Below are 18364 nucleotides of genomic sequence, written 5' to 3'. Positions count from 1 at the left end.
AAAAATCATGGAATCAAGAAGCAGAGTTCTGGGCAGGGTTAAATTAATTAGGAGCTATGACGATCATTTGATAATTCGTTTCAGATGAATGATTATTTGATGCATCATTAAATGCGTGTTTGAAATCTTTAGTAACGATTCGTTTGTCAAATGTTGTATTATTCAATATTTGGTCAAAAATGTAAATTTTTTGTCTCGTATTCTGAATGCAGAATACAATGAGGGTTCCTTTTTTCGATGCTTGAATTATTTGTTTTATCAGTTTTGATTCTTGAGCTAATTCTGATTTACGAAAATGAAACATACTGTCTAAAAGAATGAATTCATATTCAGCATAGTCCTGAAAATGATAGATATCATCCGCTATTCCAACAATATCAAGTTTTCCAGATTCAGCAGCTTGTCTCATTTGCCCGATACCCACTGAAAAGGAATCAACCCCGCTTACATTGAATCCAAGCTTTGCCAATGGTATAGCATCTCGTCCCTGTCCACAGCCTAAGTCCAATAGCTTACCTCTTGTAGGATGCTCCGAAAAGAAATTGATCAGTTCAGGGTAGGGTTCACCAAATAAATCTGCTGTTTGATAGTATTTGTCATATGTTACTGTCATAGTGGGTGTTGATTGCTCTTAATTATATCTGTTTTGCTTCTAACAAAAAAAGGAGCCCATTTGAGCTCCTCTTTAGTGTGATTAGTAGTGAATGGTTTGTTTATAATGTCCCTCTCAGCTCTTGTTCACGCTCTAATGCTTCAAACAAAGCTTTGAAGTTTCCTTTTCCAAAAGAAGTAGCTCCTTTACGTTGGATGATCTCAAAGAACATCGTAGGACGTGCCTGAACTGTTTTAGTGAAGATTTGAAGGAGGTATCCTTCATCATCACGGTCTACAAGAATCCCTAGTGGGCGTAATGACTCAATGTCTTCATCGATTTCCCCAACACGATCGGTAAGCATATCATAATAGGTATCAGGAACTTTAAGGAATTCAATACCTCTATTTTTCAGATCGGTAACTGTCTGGATGATATTATCAGTAGCAACAGCAATATGCTGAACACCAGCTCCTTCATAAAACTCAAGGTACTCATCTACCTGCGATTTTTTAAGACCTGCTGCCGGCTCGTTGATAGGAAATTTGATGCGACCATTTCCATTGCTCATTACTTTACTCATGAGCGCTGTGTACTCTGTGGAGATGTCTTTGTCGTCAAATGACATGATTTGCTTAAAGCCCATCACTTCCTCATAGAACTTGACCCATTTGTTCATATCGCCCATTTCCACATTGCCTACCATGTGGTCCACGTATTTCAAGCCAACCGGCCCTGGATTGTATTCAGTTTTCCATTCACGGTAACCGGGAAGGAAGATGCCGTTATAATCTTTACGTTCAATGAAAATGTGAACCACCTCACCGTAGGTATGAATTCCTGACTGCACCACTTTTCCATGCTTATCTTCAATGGTGTTTGGCTCCATGAATGATTTAGCACCACGTTTCATGGCTTCATTGTAAGCCACTGTTGCGTCATCAACCCATAAGGCAGTAACCTTTACTCCATCACCATGCTTATCAATATGCTCACCGATGACTGTGCCACTACGTAGAGGAGAGGTTAGCACCAATCGAATTTTGTCCTGAACCACCACATAAGATTCTCTGTCTCTGATTCCGGTCTCCAGACCTGCATAAGCCAATGACTGAAAACCAAATGCTGACTTATAAAAGTGAGCTGCCTGTTTGGCGTTGCTTACGTAGAGCTCGAGGTAGTCAGTGCCATTAATTGGCATGAAGTCTTTTTCCTGTGCGTCGGGTGCTAAAGCTGTCCTTTCCATGATCCTATTGATTTATTAGTTGCTTCAACAACAAAATTAATGAAATTCTGTTTAGTCTGCCTAAAATCTTACGTTTCAGTCAGGTTATGGTTTAAGTCCAGCAGCTATTCGCTGATGACCTTTAAGTATCCGATTGATTTCGGTTTCATCGGTATTGGATGTCCAGATGTTTTTTTCCGAAGTACCACCTAAAATGATTCCATCTTTTCGTGGAAACATGTAAAGAAGGTCATTGTACGAAGGATAGACATATCCATACTGGATTTCTTCCTGGGGGAGAAGCACTGCAAGTTGTCCTTTTACCGGAATAAGTGTTTTATCCTCAAATAGTTCATTTGCTCCTAGTCCTGTGCAGTTCATGATCACAGATTCCTTGAGTTGGGTGAGCTCACTTTTACGATTGAACCTTCGTATGATCAACTTTCCACCTAGCTGATAGAAATCATCCAAAAGGGCTTTTAGATAAATGGGAGGTTCAATCATTAGTGAATGCACCTCTTCGGTTTCCATATATCCGCTAAATGGAGAGGATTCTTCATTGTAGTGTTTGTAGTCTGGATAAAGTGATTTGCCACCCGGAAAATCAAAATTACCACCTAAGAAGTACGTTTTAATCCACCACACACCGTACCTGCTGCCTACAAGATCTTGAAACATACGCTGAGAAATTTTAGATGCCTGATTAAAGTCATTCATGAAGCCGGTATCGACTTTATCAGCCTCGTAGACAGATACTGGAGCCCAAAAGGCTGCAGCTACATTGGAGGTCGTGCTTGGTGGTAGCTTATTTGTATATATCGTCACAGGCCTTCCTTGTTTAAGCAGCAGGATGGCAGTTGAAAGTCCGATTACTCCTGCTCCAAGTACCGCGACAGGATCTTTACTAGATAATTCAATCTTATCGATTGCCAGACTTGCAGTTCCCCATGAAAGCGAAATGCCACCACCGCCATGTCCATAGTTATGAATGATGGTTTTTTCATCGAGCTTTTGAACATCCAGGTTAAAACCGGAAGGACGATAAGGTCGTAAGCCCACTACTTTCCGAATCAACCGATTGGCTGAGACTTTAACAGGATTTAATCCAGTGGGTAGTGAATGGGTATCCAATACAGGATCGTATGCGAATGAGGGAAGTCCTACAGACATCATGATTCCTGCCGCTCCCAGCTTTTTCATGAAATTTCTTCGGCTTTCCTGTTGTTGTGAAGGTGTCATGACAACAAAATCGTAGTTATTGACTTTAATTATAGAAGTAAAAAGGTACTCACAAAAGGCATTCAAATTACTTAAACAGAATTGAAAATTACCATGCAAGCAATAAATCCAGCCACCGAGCAGCCGCTCAAAGAATACCAGAATCATACGGATGAACAAGTAATCGCGACCATAGAGAAAGCAAACAAAGCCTTTAAAGATTGGAAAGAAACTCCGGTAGCTTATAAAGCAGAATTGATGAAAAAGGCTGCTGATGTACTAATGTCTGAAAAATCAGCTTTTGCACGCATCATGACAGATGAGATGGGAAAGACCTTAAAGGAAAGTGAGGCCGAAGTAGAGAAATGTGCCTGGGTATGTGAGTTTTATGCAGAGCATGCGGAGGAATTTCTTAAGGATGAAATAATTGAATCGGATGCCTCAAAGAGCTATGTAAGCCATCAGCCATTGGGAATTGTATTTGCGATAATGCCATGGAATTATCCGTTTTGGCAAGTCTTTCGTTTTGCTGCACCAAGCTTAATGGCCGGAAACGTTGCAATCCTCAAACATGCACCCAATGTGCCGGGATGTGCTGAAGCAATTGCCTCTGTATTTGAAAAAGCCGGATTTCCAAAAGGCGTATTTAGCAAGCTTTTCATTTCTAATGAACAGGCTTCTGATGTGATTGAACACAGGGATGTTAAGGCTGTAACACTGACCGGAAGTACACGGGCAGGTAAGGAAGTAGCAAAGCAGGCAGGTGCGGTGCTAAAAAAATGCGTCTTAGAGCTAGGTGGTAGTGATCCATACATCATTCTGGAAGATGCCGATCTGGATTTAGCCATTGAGACTACTGTAGCTAGTCGGTTGAAAAACAATGGGCAAAGTTGTATTAGTGCCAAGCGATTCATTGTTCCCGAATCGATTAAAGAGGAGGTAGAAAAACGGTTGGTTAAGGAAATGAAATCATATACCTATGGAGATCCAACGAATGATGAAACAGATCTTGGTCCATTGGTTGGAGAGAAGTATCGTGATCAGCTTCATGATCAGGTCAAGCGGACAATTGAAGCCGGAGCTAAATGCATTATAGGAGGCGAAGTGCCGAATATGAAGGGGTATTACTACCCACCAACGATTCTCACCGATGTGAAAAAAGGTATGCCTGCTTACGAGGAGGAGTTGTTTGGTCCGGTGGCTACTGTCATTTCTGTAAAAGATGAGGAGGAGGCTATTAAGGTTGCTAACGATACTTCTTATGGACTTGGGGGAGCCATTTTTTCCAGAGATGTAAAACGGGCAGAGTACTTAGCTGCCAATAAACTGGAGGCTGGCTCTTGCTTTGTAAATGAAATGGTTTCTTCAGATCCTCGTTTGCCGTTTGGAGGCATCAACGAAAGTGGTTTTGGAAGGGAATTATCCCACCATGGAATCAAAGAATTTGTGAATGTGAAGACGGTTTATGTTAAATAATCTGTATTAAGATGTATTCTTCCTTTGAAGGGGAACGGGAGATATTATGCTGATAACTCAAAAAACACCCCTATAATCCCCTCAAGGGGATAGTCATTTCCCAATGTAACTTGTTACTCATTCCTTAAAGATTGAACGGGATTGGCTTTTGCAGCACGCCTGGCCTGATCGGAGACAATTATAATAGCAAAGAGGAGTACGATAATTCCTGTAGTTGGAAAGATCCACCAGGCAATAGTGACACGTATGGTATACCTGTCCAGATATTGATCCAACAAATACCAGGCAAATGGAGCAGCCAAAAGGAATGATAAAACGACCAGCTTAGCAAAATCCTTAGACATCAATCCCATTAAGCTAGTAATGGAAGCACCAAGAACCTTTCTAATGCCGATTTCTTTAATACGCTGCTCAGCGGTGTATGAAGCAAGTCCAAATAAACCAAGGCCTGTGATGATCATGGCTAGGGTTGCAAACAAACTAGCCAGCTTTCTGGTGAGGTTAATGGTTGTGAATTTTCGTTCAAATTCCACATCTGCAAAATTGTATTCAAATGGATAGGCGGGGTTGTGTTTCGTAAAGATTTCTTCTACCCCGGCGAGAGTCTGCTGAAGATCGTTTGTCTTTTTCAGTCTAATGGAAATGTAACCGCCCCAATCATCCAAAATCATGAACATAGGCTTTACAGGATCATAAGGTGAACCCATCAAGACATTATCCACTACTCCAATAAGCTTTCGCTTGCTTCCCCAAAGATCGAGGTTCGTTCCGATGGGATCCTCCAGTCCCATGATATCTAGTGCCGCTTTATTAATCACTATCGAGCTGGAATCACTGCCATATTCTTTAGAGAAATCACGTCCCATCAATACTTCTATGCCCATCGTTTTGGCATAGTCATAAGTTGTGGTAATGGTAGTAAAAATCACCCTCCGATCTTCAGGTTTGCCCGGCCACCCCAGGAAATTGTTTGAGTTGATCTGAGTGATTTGTGAATTAGACCTTGTGACTGACTCTGCTAATCCGGATGACTCAAGCGCTTGTTTCACGACCGCATAATTTTCTCTCAAATCATCGGTTAGCTCAATAGCAATCAGTCTTTCCTGATCATATCCCAGGTCTCTGTTTTTTACCAGATTGATCTGTTGGAAAATCACGACCGTACTGATCATCAAAACGATAGAAAAAGCGAATTGCATAATGACCAGAACTTTACGAGGTGTTGTCGCTCCCTTTCCTGCTTTTACTGTTCCTTTTAAGGTTTCCACTGGCCTAAATGAAGACAAGTAGAAGGCAGGGTAGCTACCGGCGATAATTCCGAGGACAAAAATGATTCCTACTGACGCTAACCAAAAAACAGGAGAAGCATAATTGATGTAAAGCTCTTTATCTACCAGACTGTTATAAGCTGGCAGAGCCAATTCAGTTAATAACACTGAGATGATAAACGCAATGAATGTGATGAAGATCGATTCACTAATAAACTGGTAGATCAGGCGGGTACGACTGGTACCCAGGCTTTTACGTATCCCAACCTCCTTCGCTCGTTTTTCTGAACGAGCTGTTGCAAGATTCATGAAATTGATACAGGCGATGATCAGAATGACGATGGCAATAGCGGTGAACAACTGAACATAGTCGCTACGTCCTCCAGCCTGGTTTCCCTCATCGTCCCAGTTAGAGTATAATCGCCACTGCGACATAGGATGGAGGAAAAAGTGTTTCTCCATGCCATGTTCCCCATCTTTTTCCATGGCTAGGTCATAAATACTTTGCTCTACATCTACTTCTCTAATAGGATCATTGAGTTCTACAAATACCTGAAAGGAGTAATTGCCCCAATTGTCTTTGTTATCTCTAACCCACTCATTGACAGACTCACGGTATTTCCATGTTGCCAGGTAATCAAACTGAAAGCTGGAATTTTCAGGTACGTCTTTCACGATCGCGCTGACTTGAAGCGTGCCTTCATTTTCAAGCTTCACTTGTTTGCCGATTGGGTCTTCCTCTCCGAAAAGAATTTTAGCGAGTGACTCGGATAGCACAATTGACATAGGATCTTTTAATGCTTCTTCGTGGGTACCTGAAACCAAGGGAAATTCAAACATTTCCAGAAACTCTTCACTGACATAGTACCCACGCTTTGTGATTCTGGTGTCACCTGCAGTAAGCAAACGACTACCGCCCCATCCGGTGACTACAGAGTTTTTTATGTTACTGTCAATCACTTTCATCTCCTCATAGGTTGGGAGTGGAACTGATCGCCAGTTATTTACTTTATCATCAAAATCTGAGCTGATCCAGACTTGATATAATCGATCGTATTTTGGCAAAAACTTATCGTATGAAACTTCATCGGCGACCCATAAGAGGATGAGTACACTACATACGATACCAATAGATAAACCTGAGATATTAATAATGGAGTACAGACCATTCTTCTTCAGGTTTCGAATAGAGATAAGAAAGAAGTTTTTCAGCATGTGCGTTGTGGCTAAAAGTGTTATTTAAGGATGGTATTACTAATAAAAGGTTGCATGATTAAAAGAAATACTTGAGTTAGAGCTATTGGTTACATGCTTCATATTATTTTCACCAAAACCAACTTAACCCATCATGGCATTATCCCTTTTTGATTGGATTGTTATTGGAACGTTTTTCCTGATTGTCTTAATCATAGGCCTTTTAGCAAGTAAATCAGCTGGAAAAAGCTCTCTTGAATATTTCCTGGCGGGCAAGTCTATGCCCTGGTGGCTGCTAGGTGTTTCCATGGTGGCAACCACCTTCTCAGCAGACACACCTAATTTGGTTACCGGGTTTGTGCGAGAGGGAGGTGTAGCAAAAAACTGGGCCTGGTGGTCATTTCTTGTTACAGGTATGGTGACCGTATTTATTTACGCAAGGTTATGGAGACGATCAGGGATTCTTACAGATCTGGAGTTTTATGAATTGAGGTATGGGGGAAAGGCTGCTTCTTTCCTTCGTGGATTCAGAGCGCTATATCTCGGTGTGTTCTTCAACTGCCTGATCATGGGGTCAGTGACATTGGCTGCCATCAAAATATCATCTATTTTGTTCGGTTTAGAGCCGATTTATACTGTGCTAGTTGCTTCGGTTGTCGTTGCAGCTTATTCAGCTTTAGGTGGAATTAAAGGTGTAATCTGGACTGATTTTTTTCAATTCGGTATCGCATTGGTTGGTGCTGTGTATGCAGCTTATGTGGTAGTAACACAACCTCAAGTAGGAGGGCTTTCAGGGTTATTGACCCATGAGTCATTGGAAGGCAAACTTGATATCGTACCGGATTTTAACAACACATCACTGGTTGTTTCAATGTTCATCATCCCTTTAGCTGTACAGTGGTGGTCGGTTTGGTATCCGGGAGCTGAGCCAGGAGGAGGAGGATATATCGCTCAGCGAATGCTGGCCGCAAAAAATGAAAAGCATGCCGTAGGAGCGACGCTTTTTTTCAATTTTGCACATTATGCCCTGAGGCCATGGCCGTGGATACTAGTAGCATTGGCGTCCATTATTTTGTTTCCGGATTTAGATTCCATACAAAGAGCTTTTCCGAATATCAATGAGCAATATCTTGGGGATGATATTGCGTATCCGGTAATGCTTACACTACTTTCTCCAGGTTGGCTTGGACTGGTAGTCGCTTCTTTGATTGCTGCTTATATGTCTACCATCAGTACACATCTAAACTGGGGTTCTTCTTATGTAGTGAATGATTTCTATCAACGATTTATAAAACCTGAAGCATCAGAGAGAGAGTTGGTTGCTGTTGGAAGAATCTCAACAGTTGTGCTCATGGTATTTGCCGGAGTTCTTGCATTGACCATTTTAGAAAATGCTACTCAGGCGTTCAATATTTTACTACTATCCGGAGCTGGAACAGGAGCTATCTTTTTATTGAGGTGGTTTTGGTGGAGAATCAATGCAATAACTGAGATTGTAGGAATGGTGATAGCTACCATTAATGCATTTGTACTGGTCCTTTTTATTTCCGATGAAATGTTGCAGCATTCATTGCTAGATCCTTTTACCATGCGATTGTTAATTGCCACAGGAATTACAACAGTAGTATGGATACTTACTACTCTTCTTACAAAACCTGAAGACAATTCCAAACTTGCCTCCTTTGTAGCAATTGTTAAACCCGGTATTGGGTGGAGCAAATTCCCAAGAGAAGGAACATCTAATTTTGGTTACAGCATTCTTTCTGTTTTTGTAGGTACAATCGGTGTATACGCTGCATTATTCTCAATTGGAAGTTTTATTTATGGAAACATTGTAATGGGAATTGGGCTAATGATTCTTTTCGTTATCTCCGTATATCTGATCATTAAATGGTGGGAAGGTTAAGCGAATGTTAAAATTCAAAAATACCCCAAACTGGGTATTGATTATCATTTGATAAGTACAGTACTTTACACCTGAGTACACCGCTCTATTCACTGCCTAAATGTAGAGGCCTTTCCAAGGGCCTCTTTTTTTATGCTCCTTTGGCTATATTGCTATTCAAACAAACAGACTTATGACGCACACACAAGGCATGCTAAGCCCTGATTCTTTGAAGGGGAAAACAATCATAGTTACAGGTGGAGGAACAGGACTTGGTAAGTCCATGGGAGCGTATTTTTCAGAGTTGGGTGCCAATTTGGTGATTACTAGTAGAAAGATTGAGGTTTTGGAAGAGACTGGAAAAGAGATAACCGATAAAACTGGGTATCCTGTTCATTGTGTGGCTTGTGATGTTCGTGAGTATGAGCAAGTGGAGCGGGTTATTAAAGAAGCTAAAGAGAAGTTTGGCAAGGTCGATGTGCTACTTAACAATGCAGCAGGTAATTTCATTAGCCCGACAGAAAGACTATCTCACCGAGCGTTTGATACAGTAGTCGATATTGTACTGAAAGGAAGCTACAACTTCACGCTAGCGATGGGTAAAGACTGGATTGAGAATAAGCAAGGAGGCAATATTCTCAGTATTGTGACTACTTATGCCTGGACCGGATCCGGGTATGTGGTACCTTCAGCTTGTGCTAAAAGTGGTGTCCTGGCCATGACTCGATCATTGGCAGTGGAGTGGGCCAAGTATGGCATTCGAAGTAATGCTATTGCTCCGGGACCATTTCCCACGGAAGGAGCATGGGATCGATTGCTACCCGGTGACCTAAAGAAAAAATACGATCCTGCTAAAAAAGTACCAGTGGGCAGAGTAGGGAACCATCAGGAGTTAGCCAATCTGGCTGCATACCTTGTTTCAGATTATTCAGCTTATATCAATGGTGAAGTTATTACTATAGACGGTGCTGAATGGCTGAAAGGAGCAGGAGAGTTTAATATGCTGGATGCTATTCCAGAGGAGCTTTGGGACGCTATGGAGATGGGGCGTAAGAAGGGAGGATCTAAGCTTAAAATGATGTGGCTGTACTTCAAAGGAATGAGAAAATTGAAGATTTAGTAAATCGTTGTAACCTTTAGAGTGGTAGGATGACTCAGATCAAATTCTTCCCCCCTCAGAGTCACTTAGGGTTGGTATTGAGAGAAGGAAAGGACTCTGAGGACTAATTGAATTATTATCTATCAAGTATCTTGAAATTAATAAACAGGAGAGGTATCTATAAAGGCATTATATTTTGTGGCAAGTGTGGGATCGATGTGATCTCAGAGTCCTCTGCGAGTGACTCTGAGTATGGTTAGATCTAGAAGTCATCCCAAGACTCAGAGTGATGGGACGACCCAATCAATCATTCACCGTATAGAGTAACTCATTATTAGCAAAATCATACAGTGTCAATCTTCTTAGATCGTAATAGGCGATCCAGTAAGCACGAAGTGCATTGATATAACTTCTTCGAGCATTATCTTTTTCGGTTAATGCGATGTTGAGGTTCGTAATGTCGATTTTACCAATCAGATATCGATTTTGTGCTACCTCGTAACGCTTTTGAGCCACTTCATCTGATTTCCTGGATATTTCAATCTGTTGCTGAAGCACATCCAGCTGTCGTACTTGTGTGATTATTTCCTGTTCAAAATTTTGCTCTTCCTGTGCGATCACATAATCAGTCAGCTGCTTGTTAGCCAAAGCAGTCTTCATTCGAGCCTCATTTCTTCCCCAGTTTACAATTGGGATGTTAAGCGTAAGGTTTGCAAACTGTTGATTTTGGGCATCTTGATAGGATTGATCAAAACTCGTACCTGCGCTATTCAATCCGAAAGATGCGTTCAGATTCATTTGAAATCGCTGACCTTTAGCTTGAGCCACCTGTGCATCCGCTTCGATTCTTCTACGTTCAAATGCAATGAAATCTGAACGGTTGTCCTTAGCATATTGAAGTGCCAACTCTTCATCTACCGGAAAAATTGGAATGTCTTCAGGAAGTGCAAGGTTAAAATTCTCACCTTCGTTAAGCCCTATGAACGTACGAAGCGCCAATCGTGAGGTTTGTAGATCTAGCTCAGCATTTGCAAGGTCTTGCTTTGATCTTAGGAGCTGTAGCTCCACTTGTAGTAGCTTATCTTCAGAGGTTGTTCCGATGTTATACCTGCCTTTTTCAATATTATAGATGGTATCGTTATTTGATAGGTTGAACTCTGCAATCTGATAATTCACCTGGGCATCAAGGTAGTCAAAGAACCGCTGCACGGCTGATCTGGATACAAACTCCATTTCTTCCACATAACTTCTTTTTGATTCCTCGTAGCGGATTGGTTCGGTTTTTTTGTCCCACTTCAGCTCATTGAAAGCAAAAATTGGTTGGTTAATTGTAAGGTCTACAATGGTACTTCTCCATCGGGTATCATCAATTACCAGGTCCTGAAATTGACTCGCTCTTGTGTTTACTGAGATACTTCCTCCCGTAGGAGCAATTGGTTGAAATAACCCAAGTGCCAACGATGAATTGGTTTGCTCTACCGGGCGAAACTGAGTTGATCCATCTTCTTGAATTACTGGTATGAATTGATTACTGTAAGCAGGAAGGTTACCACTTAATGCAAGTTGTGGGTTGTAATTAGATTTAAAAAAACGATACTGCCAGAATCGATTCTCTTTTCTGGTTTCTGCTTGTTTGGCCAGAGGAGACTGTCCTTTCGCCAAATCGATGATGTTATCGAGTGAATAAACAATCTGTGAACTTGCTGTCAGGGAAAATCCAATAAGGCAAAGTGTAATGAGTATTTTATTCATATCTAAGTGAAGTAATAGGGTCTTGCATGGCTGCTTTTCTTGCCGGGGCTATTCCGAAAATAAGCCCGATGGCAGTGGCAACACCAAAAGAGATTAGGATTGAACCAAATGAAATAACAGTAGGAATTTCGGCAAATCGACTAACTGCTGATGCCATAATCACACCTAGCAAAATGCCAATAAAACCACCACTGATGCTGATCATCATGGATTCAAACATGAACTGGTTGATGATATCAGTTTTCTTCGCGCCGATTGAAAGACGAAGGCCAATTTCTTTGATCCGCTCTAGTACCGATGCTAACATAATATTCATAATGCCAATACCACCAACTATCAGTGAGATGCCGGCAATGGCTCCAAGTACATAGCTGAAGATATCATTGGTACGCTGTTGTTGCTTTAGTAAGAGCTCAGGTATTTCTATTTCATAATCCACGACCTGATTGTGCTTTCTTTCAAGCATTCGAACAATTACATCGGCAGTGGGATTTAGCTTTTCTGTTTCAGCAACTTGCACAACCAAACGATCCAGTTGGTGGTAGTTTTTAGTTGATTGTTGATCATCGTTGCTACTGCTTGATCCACCGCCACCAAAGAAGACCATTCCGGACGAACCTCTGTTGGCTCCCTGAATCATTTCCTGAGTCAGCATTGCTCTGTTTTTATACCGTACCAGGACTGTCTGTAATGGAGTATAAACATCCATGTTATAATCACGAATGCCCAGTTTGCTGATACTACTTTCACTGATGTATCGCTCATCTAAAACACCAATTACTTTAAGCCAATTGGGGCCGCATTTCAACATTTTTCCAACGGGATTTTCAGACGGGAAAAATTTGGCTTTGATAGATTTACCGATGATACAAACCGCTTCCCCTTTATCCAGCTGGCTTTCGTTAAACATTTTTCCTTCAGCTAATGTGAAGTTGAAAATATCGAAGTAGGAGGGTTCTACACCTACCAGCTTGGCTGATCTGCGGATACCATTTTTAATGATGTAGGTTTCCAGCAATATTTCCGGACTAATTGTTTCTACGCCTGGAATGGATTCCAGGATAGATTCTTTATCCCCAAGCGTAAGTCCCGGTGAGAATTTCTTCTTCTCTTTTGCACCATTTTCTTCCTCCGCCAGGTTTTCTTCTGTTTGCTCTACGATTGGCTCGATGATGATGTTATTTACCCCAACCAGTTTGATTTGTTCTAAAATCTCTTGCTGGGCACCATTTCCAATGGCTAGCATAGCAATGACAGCAGCAACTCCAAAGATGATACCCAGCGCAGTAAGCACGGATCGCATACGGTTAGCAAAAACTGCTTCGATCGCAATTCCCAGATTGGCTAAGATTCGCTCTTTGTTCATCTTAGTTACTTCTTCTTCGTCTTCCTTGCTGAGGTCTGTTTTGAGAAGGCTCTTCTACAACCTCTTCCTCTTTGTTGTTCCGTTTTCCGTCCATTTCGGGAATTAGACTGATCTCCTCGCTTTCCATACCCTGAACGGATGAAAGGTGGACCCGCTCACCTGGCTCCAGGCCAGCTTTAATATGCACGCTTTCTGCATTGGCATCACCAATCATCACCTCTTGTTTCACGGTCGAAGTTCCGGATTTCTTAAATACATACGTGATAGAATCGTACTGTGAATGCAAGCATTCTAAAGGGATATAGAGTGCATCCTCCACTGTTTTAGTAATGATTTTGTTACTGGTAGTCATTCCCGGTTTCAATAGGGGGTCGGTTCCAAATACTTCGATCTCCACTTCAAAGACCTTTGCATCAGAATTGGGTCTTTGCTCACCAACATTTGCCACCTTAGTGACTCTCCCTTTTAGCTTTTTGTCAGGAAATGCATCAAAGCCTATTTCAGCACTCTGACCGGGCTTTACCTTCCGAATGTCCACCTCATTTACATACGTTTTAGAGATCATTTTACTCAGATCGGGTAGGGTAGCTACTACAGGATCCCAGGCACTGACTTGTGACCCTGCTTTAACCGGTTTTCCATCCCAGCTTCGCTCATAGATCAACATACCATCCTGAGGTGCCATGATCGTAAAATCTTTGGATAATGCCATGAGACCCTCAAGCTCGTTTTTGTCTCCTCTTAGCTCAGCGGATGCCTCTTGCATTTTTGCTACATTTTGCTGACGCTTGATTTCGTAGTTTTCTTTGGCTTGTTGTAGACCTCTTTTCGCTTTCTCCAATTCAATCTCTGCCTTTTGTATGGTAGCAGGCGGTTCAAATTGTGATTGATCCAATGTCAGTTGTTTTTCACGTACAGTGTACTCAAGGTTAATAAGTTCGTCACGTGCCTGGCGCATGGTTAGTGCAGTATCCAAACGTGTTTGAGTGAATTGAGATTGCGTCTCGTCTACTTCAAGTTGTGCATCTTTTATTTTTCCTGTTAGCTCGGAAGGGTCCAACCTGGCTACATATTGTCCTTTTTTCACCTCAGTCCCCTCATCAATTATGTGTTGAATTGTGACATTCCAAATACGATAATTTCTAAGGCCGGTAGGTCCTTTGATTGGAACAGAGTTCTTGGCATCCAGAGAGCCTGAAGTAGTAATATCGACCACAAACTCTCCCTGATCTACTTCAACGATTATTTCAGGGGCAGAATCCGTAGAACCTCCGCTGAATGCAAATACCAAAATGACAGCCAAAATGGCTCCTCCAAAAATGAATATTTTATTATTTCTCTTCATACTATTATACTTCTACGATTCTAATACCGATTGAGATATTAAACGTTACGCTTCACCTAACCAAAATGCCTTTATTTTCTGCTGCTCAGGAGAAGGATTTTCTATTTCCTCCAGTAAATGCTTCTGAGATGATTTTACTTTTTTAGCCTTTGCTTTGAGTTTAACCTCTTTGGTTTTACCCTTTACTTCCCTTCTTACCATTACAGTAATTTTATCACCAGCTTTTGTGTCGTTATAGAACGATTGGATGACATCTTGAAATGACTGAATGTTTATTTCCTGTCCTGCCCACTCTAAAAGAACATCTCCTTCTTTTAGCCCCAAATCCTTACCAAAATCATTCATTTCGTCAGTTCCTGCCACATAAATCTCCTGGTTTTCATTTAGAGCAGGTGTGAATTTACCTGCTGTTATTACCATCTCATCATTATCCTCAGCATATCGGATTCCGGACCATCCCAAAATTTCAGAATAAGGCAGTTTATTAGCATGTCCTACATACGTTCGTAAGAACTCGCCTACTTCAGGGGTGGTTATTTTTTCAATTTCTCCAAATAATTCCTCATCCTTAAATGCTTTCATTGGACCGTAATTTTTAGAAAGCTCACGCAAAACCGATTGAAGATCCATTTGACCGTTGGTTGACTTAATGATTGTCAGATCCAGACACCAGGCGATTAACGCACCTCCTGCATATACATCTCCATATCGTCTTTCATTCTTAGGTTCAAGGATGTTTTCACTGAATTCAGTATATGGTATATCTACATTGTATTGTTCCTGCTGATTTATCTTATTGTGCATTTCAGCTAGGAAATCCTCAAGGTCATAGAGATCATACTTTACCTGAACGTGCTGAGAAGAATATTCAGTTACTCCTTCATAAAGCCAAAGATGCTGGCTCATTTCAGGTTCGATGTAATTGAAGTCATGAATTTCTTCTGAATGGATATTCAAGGGCGTAACAATGTGAAAAAACTCATGTGCCGCGACATCCTTTACTGTTTGACTGATTCGTTGTGGATCCATTTCCGGAAGTGTGTAAAGCGATGAGTACGAATGCTCTAACGCTCCGTATGATCCAGAAATGGTTGGGCTGTCAAAAAGATAAATGAGGTATGCGTATCGATCAACCGGCAGTTTACCTCCCAGATATTTAGCCTGGGCTTCCATTAGCTCATCGATGTTGTCCATTACATCTGCTGCAGATAGCACTTTGTTTGGCGAGTAAACTGAAACTAAAATTTCTGCACCGGCAATTTCTTTGGTTACAATATCCGGCTTGCTGTACATGATTGGAGCATCTGCCAGGAAGTTGTAATTGGCTGCTGTATAAGTGTCAGAGGTATCTGTTTCTACTTCTTTCTTTAATGATGTGGCTCCTTTGATTTCCTCATTGTGCACCACAGTTAGTTCATACGGGTTGAATTTATATCCGTCTATGTACCCAACAAACCCGAAGGTGTTTATTACAAAAACATTGTTATCAGCTTCGATACTCATGCCTCCCGGCTCAAAAAGCCTGTTGCTTCCGTAACCTTTGAAGTCGTCAAAGGAATCATCCACCCAATAAGTAATTTTATCCAATTTAGATGCGTCTTTTATTACCCATTTATTAGTTGAGATGTTATCAACCTCCAAAAAGTTTCCATCCGCATCAATCGCTTTGAATTCGCTAATGAATCGTCCGAAATCCGAAATACTATATGTTCCGGGAACAATTTTTGGCATGTGATATTCGATGGATTCACCTTCGATATTTGGAACGAGTATTTCTACTGGAACCTGATCATTCTTTGCCTGAGTTAAGTCAATTTTTACTTTGTATTCACCTTGTGAAAAGGAGAAAAGACTTATTAGTATAAGGGAGAGTGTTAACGTTTTTTTCATGATTTGGGTGTTGCTCAAATTCCGTGCAATTCTACTATTTATAACAGCTTTTGTTTCTTTAATGCTGTTAATTTATATGAGTGGTAATGGTTGTGTGTTTTGTGGTTTTTGATTGATTGGTAATTGCTCAAAAAAAAAGCCTACAGGTAGTAGGCTTTTTTTTGTATGAATTAAGATGCTATTATGCCATAGCGGATTCTGTGTTGGCCATTCGTTTACGCTGATTCTCATCCAGATAAATCTTACGCATACGGATTGACTTTGGTGTCACCTCCACGTACTCGTCTTTTTGTATGTATTCTAAAGCTTCTTCTAAGCTGAACTTTTTCGCAGGAATGATTTTGGCATTGTTGTCAGTTCCCGAGCTACGCATGTTCGTCAGCTTCTTTCCTTTTTGGATGTTGACTGTCAAATCATTGCCTCTGGAGTGCTCCCCAATTACCTGACCAACATATAATTCTACACCCGGATCTACAAAGAAAGTTCCTCTGTCTTGAAGCTTATCTATTGAATAGGCAGTCCCAGGACCATTCTCAATAGAGATCAATGAACCATTAATTCTTCCTGGGATATCACCTTTGAATGGTTGATATTCCTTCAGTCTGTGTGTCATAACAGCCTCACCGGCAGTGGCTGTCAGCATGTTATTTCTTAAGCCAATCAATCCTCTTGAAGGGATTTCGAATTCAAGATGCTGAATGTTACCTTTCGGCTCCATTACTTTCAACTCACCTTTTCGTTGAGTTACCAACTCAATGGCCTTACCTGAATATTCTTCAGGAACATCAATGACCATGTGTTCGATCGGCTCCATCTTCTCACCGTTTTCTCCTTCTTTGAATAGTACTTGTGGCTGACCTACTTGCAATTCGTACCCTTCACGTCTCATGGTCTCTATCAATACAGACAAGTGAAGCACACCTCGTCCATATACAAGAAATTTATCCTCTTTGTCGGTTTCCTGAACTCTTAAGGCAAGGTTTTTCTCCAGTTCCTTCATCAACCGATCCCTCAGGTGACGAGAAGTCACAAATTTTCCTTCTTTACCAAAGAAAGGAGAATCATTAATAGTGAAGAGCATACTCATGGTAGGCTCGTCGATCGCTATTCGAGGAAGGACCTTTGGATTTTCAAAATCTGTGATTGTATCTCCAATTTCAAAATCCTCTATTCCGGTGATGGCGCAAATATCACCTGCACGTGCAGATTCCACTTTGCGTTTTCCCAACCCTTCAAAGACGTGAACTTCTTTCACTTTCACCTTCTTCATGGATCCATCTCTTTTGCTTATGCCAAGGTTAGCACCTTCTTTAATGTCTCCCTGCACGATTCTGCCAATGGCAATACGTCCGGTAAACGAAGAGAAATCCAGAGAGGTGATCTGCATTGCCGGAACACCTTCTTGATAAGGAGCCGGTGGTATCACCTCAACGATTTTATCCAAAAGAGGAAGGATGCTGTCTGTTGGCTTCTTCCAATCTTCACTCATCCATCCTTGCTTGCTAGATCCGTAAAGGGTGTGGAAGTTTAGCTGTTCTTCGGTTGCGTCTAATGAGAACATCAAGTCAAATACTTGCTCATGTACTTCATCGGGACGACAGTTTTCTTTGTCAACCTTATTAACTACTACGATAGGAGTAAGCCCAAGCCCCAATGCTTTTCCAAGCACGAATCGTGTCTGTGGCATAGGACCTTCAAAAGCATCACAAAGAAGGATGACTCCATCGGCCATTTTAAGCACTCTTTCTACCTCACCTCCAAAGTCTGCGTGACCGGGTGTGTCAATGATGTTAATCTTTACTCCTTTGTATTCGGCTGATACGTTTTTGGAAAGGATAGTAATACCCCTCTCTCTCTCTAAGTCGTTGTTATCAAGGATAAGTTCGCCTTTTTCTTGGTTCTCTCTGAACTCTTGTGTGGCGTAAATGATTTTGTCAACGAGTGTGGTTTTGCCATGATCAACGTGTGCGATGATGGCAATGTTTCTAATTTCTTGCATTCTAATTTGAATTCGACCGCAAAATTAGACAGAATGATTGGGGATTGCACTATCA

The 18364-nt window shown here is 41.3% G+C and carries 12 protein-coding genes; 3 read left to right on the top strand and 9 right to left on the bottom strand.

Annotated elements, in window-relative coordinates; genetic code table 11:
- Positions 1-43 precede the first annotated feature (43 nt).
- From ACQK2H_RS12530 to ACQK2H_RS12520, 3 genes are all read right to left on the bottom strand, one after another.
- On the bottom strand, positions 44-613 hold the full coding sequence (locus ACQK2H_RS12530; protein WP_425391785.1) for a class I SAM-dependent methyltransferase: 570 nt from the start codon (positions 611-613) through the stop codon (positions 44-46).
- 100 nt (positions 614-713) lie between these two features.
- On the bottom strand, positions 714-1838 hold the full coding sequence (hppD, locus tag ACQK2H_RS12525) for a 4-hydroxyphenylpyruvate dioxygenase (RefSeq protein WP_425391784.1): 1125 nt from the start codon (positions 1836-1838) through the stop codon (positions 714-716).
- A gap of 84 nt (positions 1839-1922) precedes the next feature.
- Entirely contained in the window at positions 1923-3056 is a 1134-nt protein-coding gene (locus ACQK2H_RS12520; protein ID WP_425391783.1) for an FAD-dependent oxidoreductase, read from the bottom strand.
- A 93-nt stretch (positions 3057-3149) separates the two neighbouring features.
- On the opposite strand from ACQK2H_RS12520, the gene ACQK2H_RS12515 reads away from it, so the two are divergent.
- A complete protein-coding gene (locus ACQK2H_RS12515) occupies positions 3150-4511 on the top strand; it encodes an NAD-dependent succinate-semialdehyde dehydrogenase (protein WP_425391782.1) in 1362 nt (453 codons plus the stop codon).
- A 113-nt stretch (positions 4512-4624) separates the two neighbouring features.
- On the opposite strand, the gene ACQK2H_RS12510 is transcribed toward ACQK2H_RS12515, so the two are convergent.
- Positions 4625-6994: an ABC transporter permease gene (locus tag ACQK2H_RS12510; protein WP_425391781.1), complete on the bottom strand. Its 2370-nt coding sequence runs from the start codon at positions 6992-6994 to the stop codon at positions 4625-4627.
- Positions 6995-7127: 133 nt separating this feature from the next.
- On the opposite strand from ACQK2H_RS12510, the gene ACQK2H_RS12505 reads away from it, so the two are divergent.
- The gene (locus ACQK2H_RS12505) at positions 7128-8879 is read left to right on the top strand and encodes a sodium:solute symporter family protein (RefSeq protein WP_425391780.1); all 1752 of its coding nucleotides are present in this window, start codon (positions 7128-7130) and stop codon (positions 8877-8879) included.
- A 172-nt stretch (positions 8880-9051) separates the two neighbouring features.
- Positions 9052-9978, top strand: a complete 927-nt coding sequence (locus tag ACQK2H_RS12500; protein ID WP_425391779.1) for an SDR family oxidoreductase — start codon at positions 9052-9054, stop codon at positions 9976-9978.
- A 282-nt stretch (positions 9979-10260) separates the two neighbouring features.
- On the opposite strand, the gene ACQK2H_RS12495 is transcribed toward ACQK2H_RS12500, so the two are convergent.
- The 5 genes from ACQK2H_RS12495 to typA all read right to left on the bottom strand — a co-directional run bounded on the left by ACQK2H_RS12495 (position 10261) and on the right by typA (position 18309).
- Complete coding sequence (locus tag ACQK2H_RS12495; protein WP_425391778.1) at positions 10261-11709, bottom strand: TolC family protein; 1449 nt, start codon at positions 11707-11709, stop codon at positions 10261-10263.
- Positions 11702-13075, bottom strand: coding sequence for an ABC transporter permease (locus ACQK2H_RS12490; RefSeq protein WP_425391777.1), 1374 nt, complete (start codon positions 13073-13075; stop codon positions 11702-11704). The genes ACQK2H_RS12495 and ACQK2H_RS12490 overlap by 8 nt, the downstream gene beginning before the upstream one ends.
- Before the next feature lies 1 nt (position 13076).
- Positions 13077-14420 (bottom strand): efflux RND transporter periplasmic adaptor subunit, encoded by a 1344-nt coding sequence (locus ACQK2H_RS12485; protein WP_425391776.1) that lies wholly within the window; start codon positions 14418-14420, stop codon positions 13077-13079.
- 45 nt (positions 14421-14465) lie between these two features.
- Entirely contained in the window at positions 14466-16310 is a 1845-nt protein-coding gene (locus ACQK2H_RS12480; protein WP_425391775.1) for a peptidase M61, read from the bottom strand.
- Positions 16311-16491: 181 nt separating this feature from the next.
- Complete coding sequence (typA, locus tag ACQK2H_RS12475; RefSeq protein ID WP_425391774.1) at positions 16492-18309, bottom strand: translational GTPase TypA; 1818 nt, start codon at positions 18307-18309, stop codon at positions 16492-16494.
- Between the last annotated feature and the right edge of the window lie 55 nt (positions 18310-18364).

The sequence above is a fragment of the Ekhidna sp. genome, assembly GCF_965228795.1.
Lineage (GTDB): Bacteria > Bacteroidota > Bacteroidia > Cytophagales > Cyclobacteriaceae > Ekhidna.
The sequence above is the reverse complement of the archived record's forward strand: the minus strand, read 5'-3'. Positions and strand labels throughout refer to the sequence as shown.

Excerpts from the sequence above, each read along its gene's own strand:
- ACQK2H_RS12530 (WP_425391785.1), bottom strand. The coding sequence starts at position 613 with ATGACAGTAACATATGACAAATACTATCAAACAGCAGATTTATTTGGT.
- hppD (WP_425391784.1), bottom strand. The coding sequence starts at position 1,838 with ATGGAAAGGACAGCTTTAGCACCCGACGCACAGGAAAAAGACTTCATG.
- ACQK2H_RS12520 (WP_425391783.1), bottom strand. The coding sequence starts at position 3,056 with ATGACACCTTCACAACAACAGGAAAGCCGAAGAAATTTCATGAAAAAG.
- ACQK2H_RS12515 (WP_425391782.1), top strand. The coding sequence starts at position 3,150 with ATGCAAGCAATAAATCCAGCCACCGAGCAGCCGCTCAAAGAATACCAG.
- ACQK2H_RS12510 (WP_425391781.1), bottom strand. The coding sequence starts at position 6,994 with ATGCTGAAAAACTTCTTTCTTATCTCTATTCGAAACCTGAAGAAGAAT.
- ACQK2H_RS12505 (WP_425391780.1), top strand. The coding sequence starts at position 7,128 with ATGGCATTATCCCTTTTTGATTGGATTGTTATTGGAACGTTTTTCCTG.
- ACQK2H_RS12500 (WP_425391779.1), top strand. The coding sequence starts at position 9,052 with ATGACGCACACACAAGGCATGCTAAGCCCTGATTCTTTGAAGGGGAAA.
- ACQK2H_RS12495 (WP_425391778.1), bottom strand. The coding sequence starts at position 11,709 with ATGAATAAAATACTCATTACACTTTGCCTTATTGGATTTTCCCTGACA.
- ACQK2H_RS12490 (WP_425391777.1), bottom strand. The coding sequence starts at position 13,075 with ATGAACAAAGAGCGAATCTTAGCCAATCTGGGAATTGCGATCGAAGCA.
- ACQK2H_RS12485 (WP_425391776.1), bottom strand. The coding sequence starts at position 14,420 with ATGAAGAGAAATAATAAAATATTCATTTTTGGAGGAGCCATTTTGGCT.
- ACQK2H_RS12480 (WP_425391775.1), bottom strand. The coding sequence starts at position 16,310 with ATGAAAAAAACGTTAACACTCTCCCTTATACTAATAAGTCTTTTCTCC.
- typA (WP_425391774.1), bottom strand. The coding sequence starts at position 18,309 with ATGCAAGAAATTAGAAACATTGCCATCATCGCACACGTTGATCATGGC.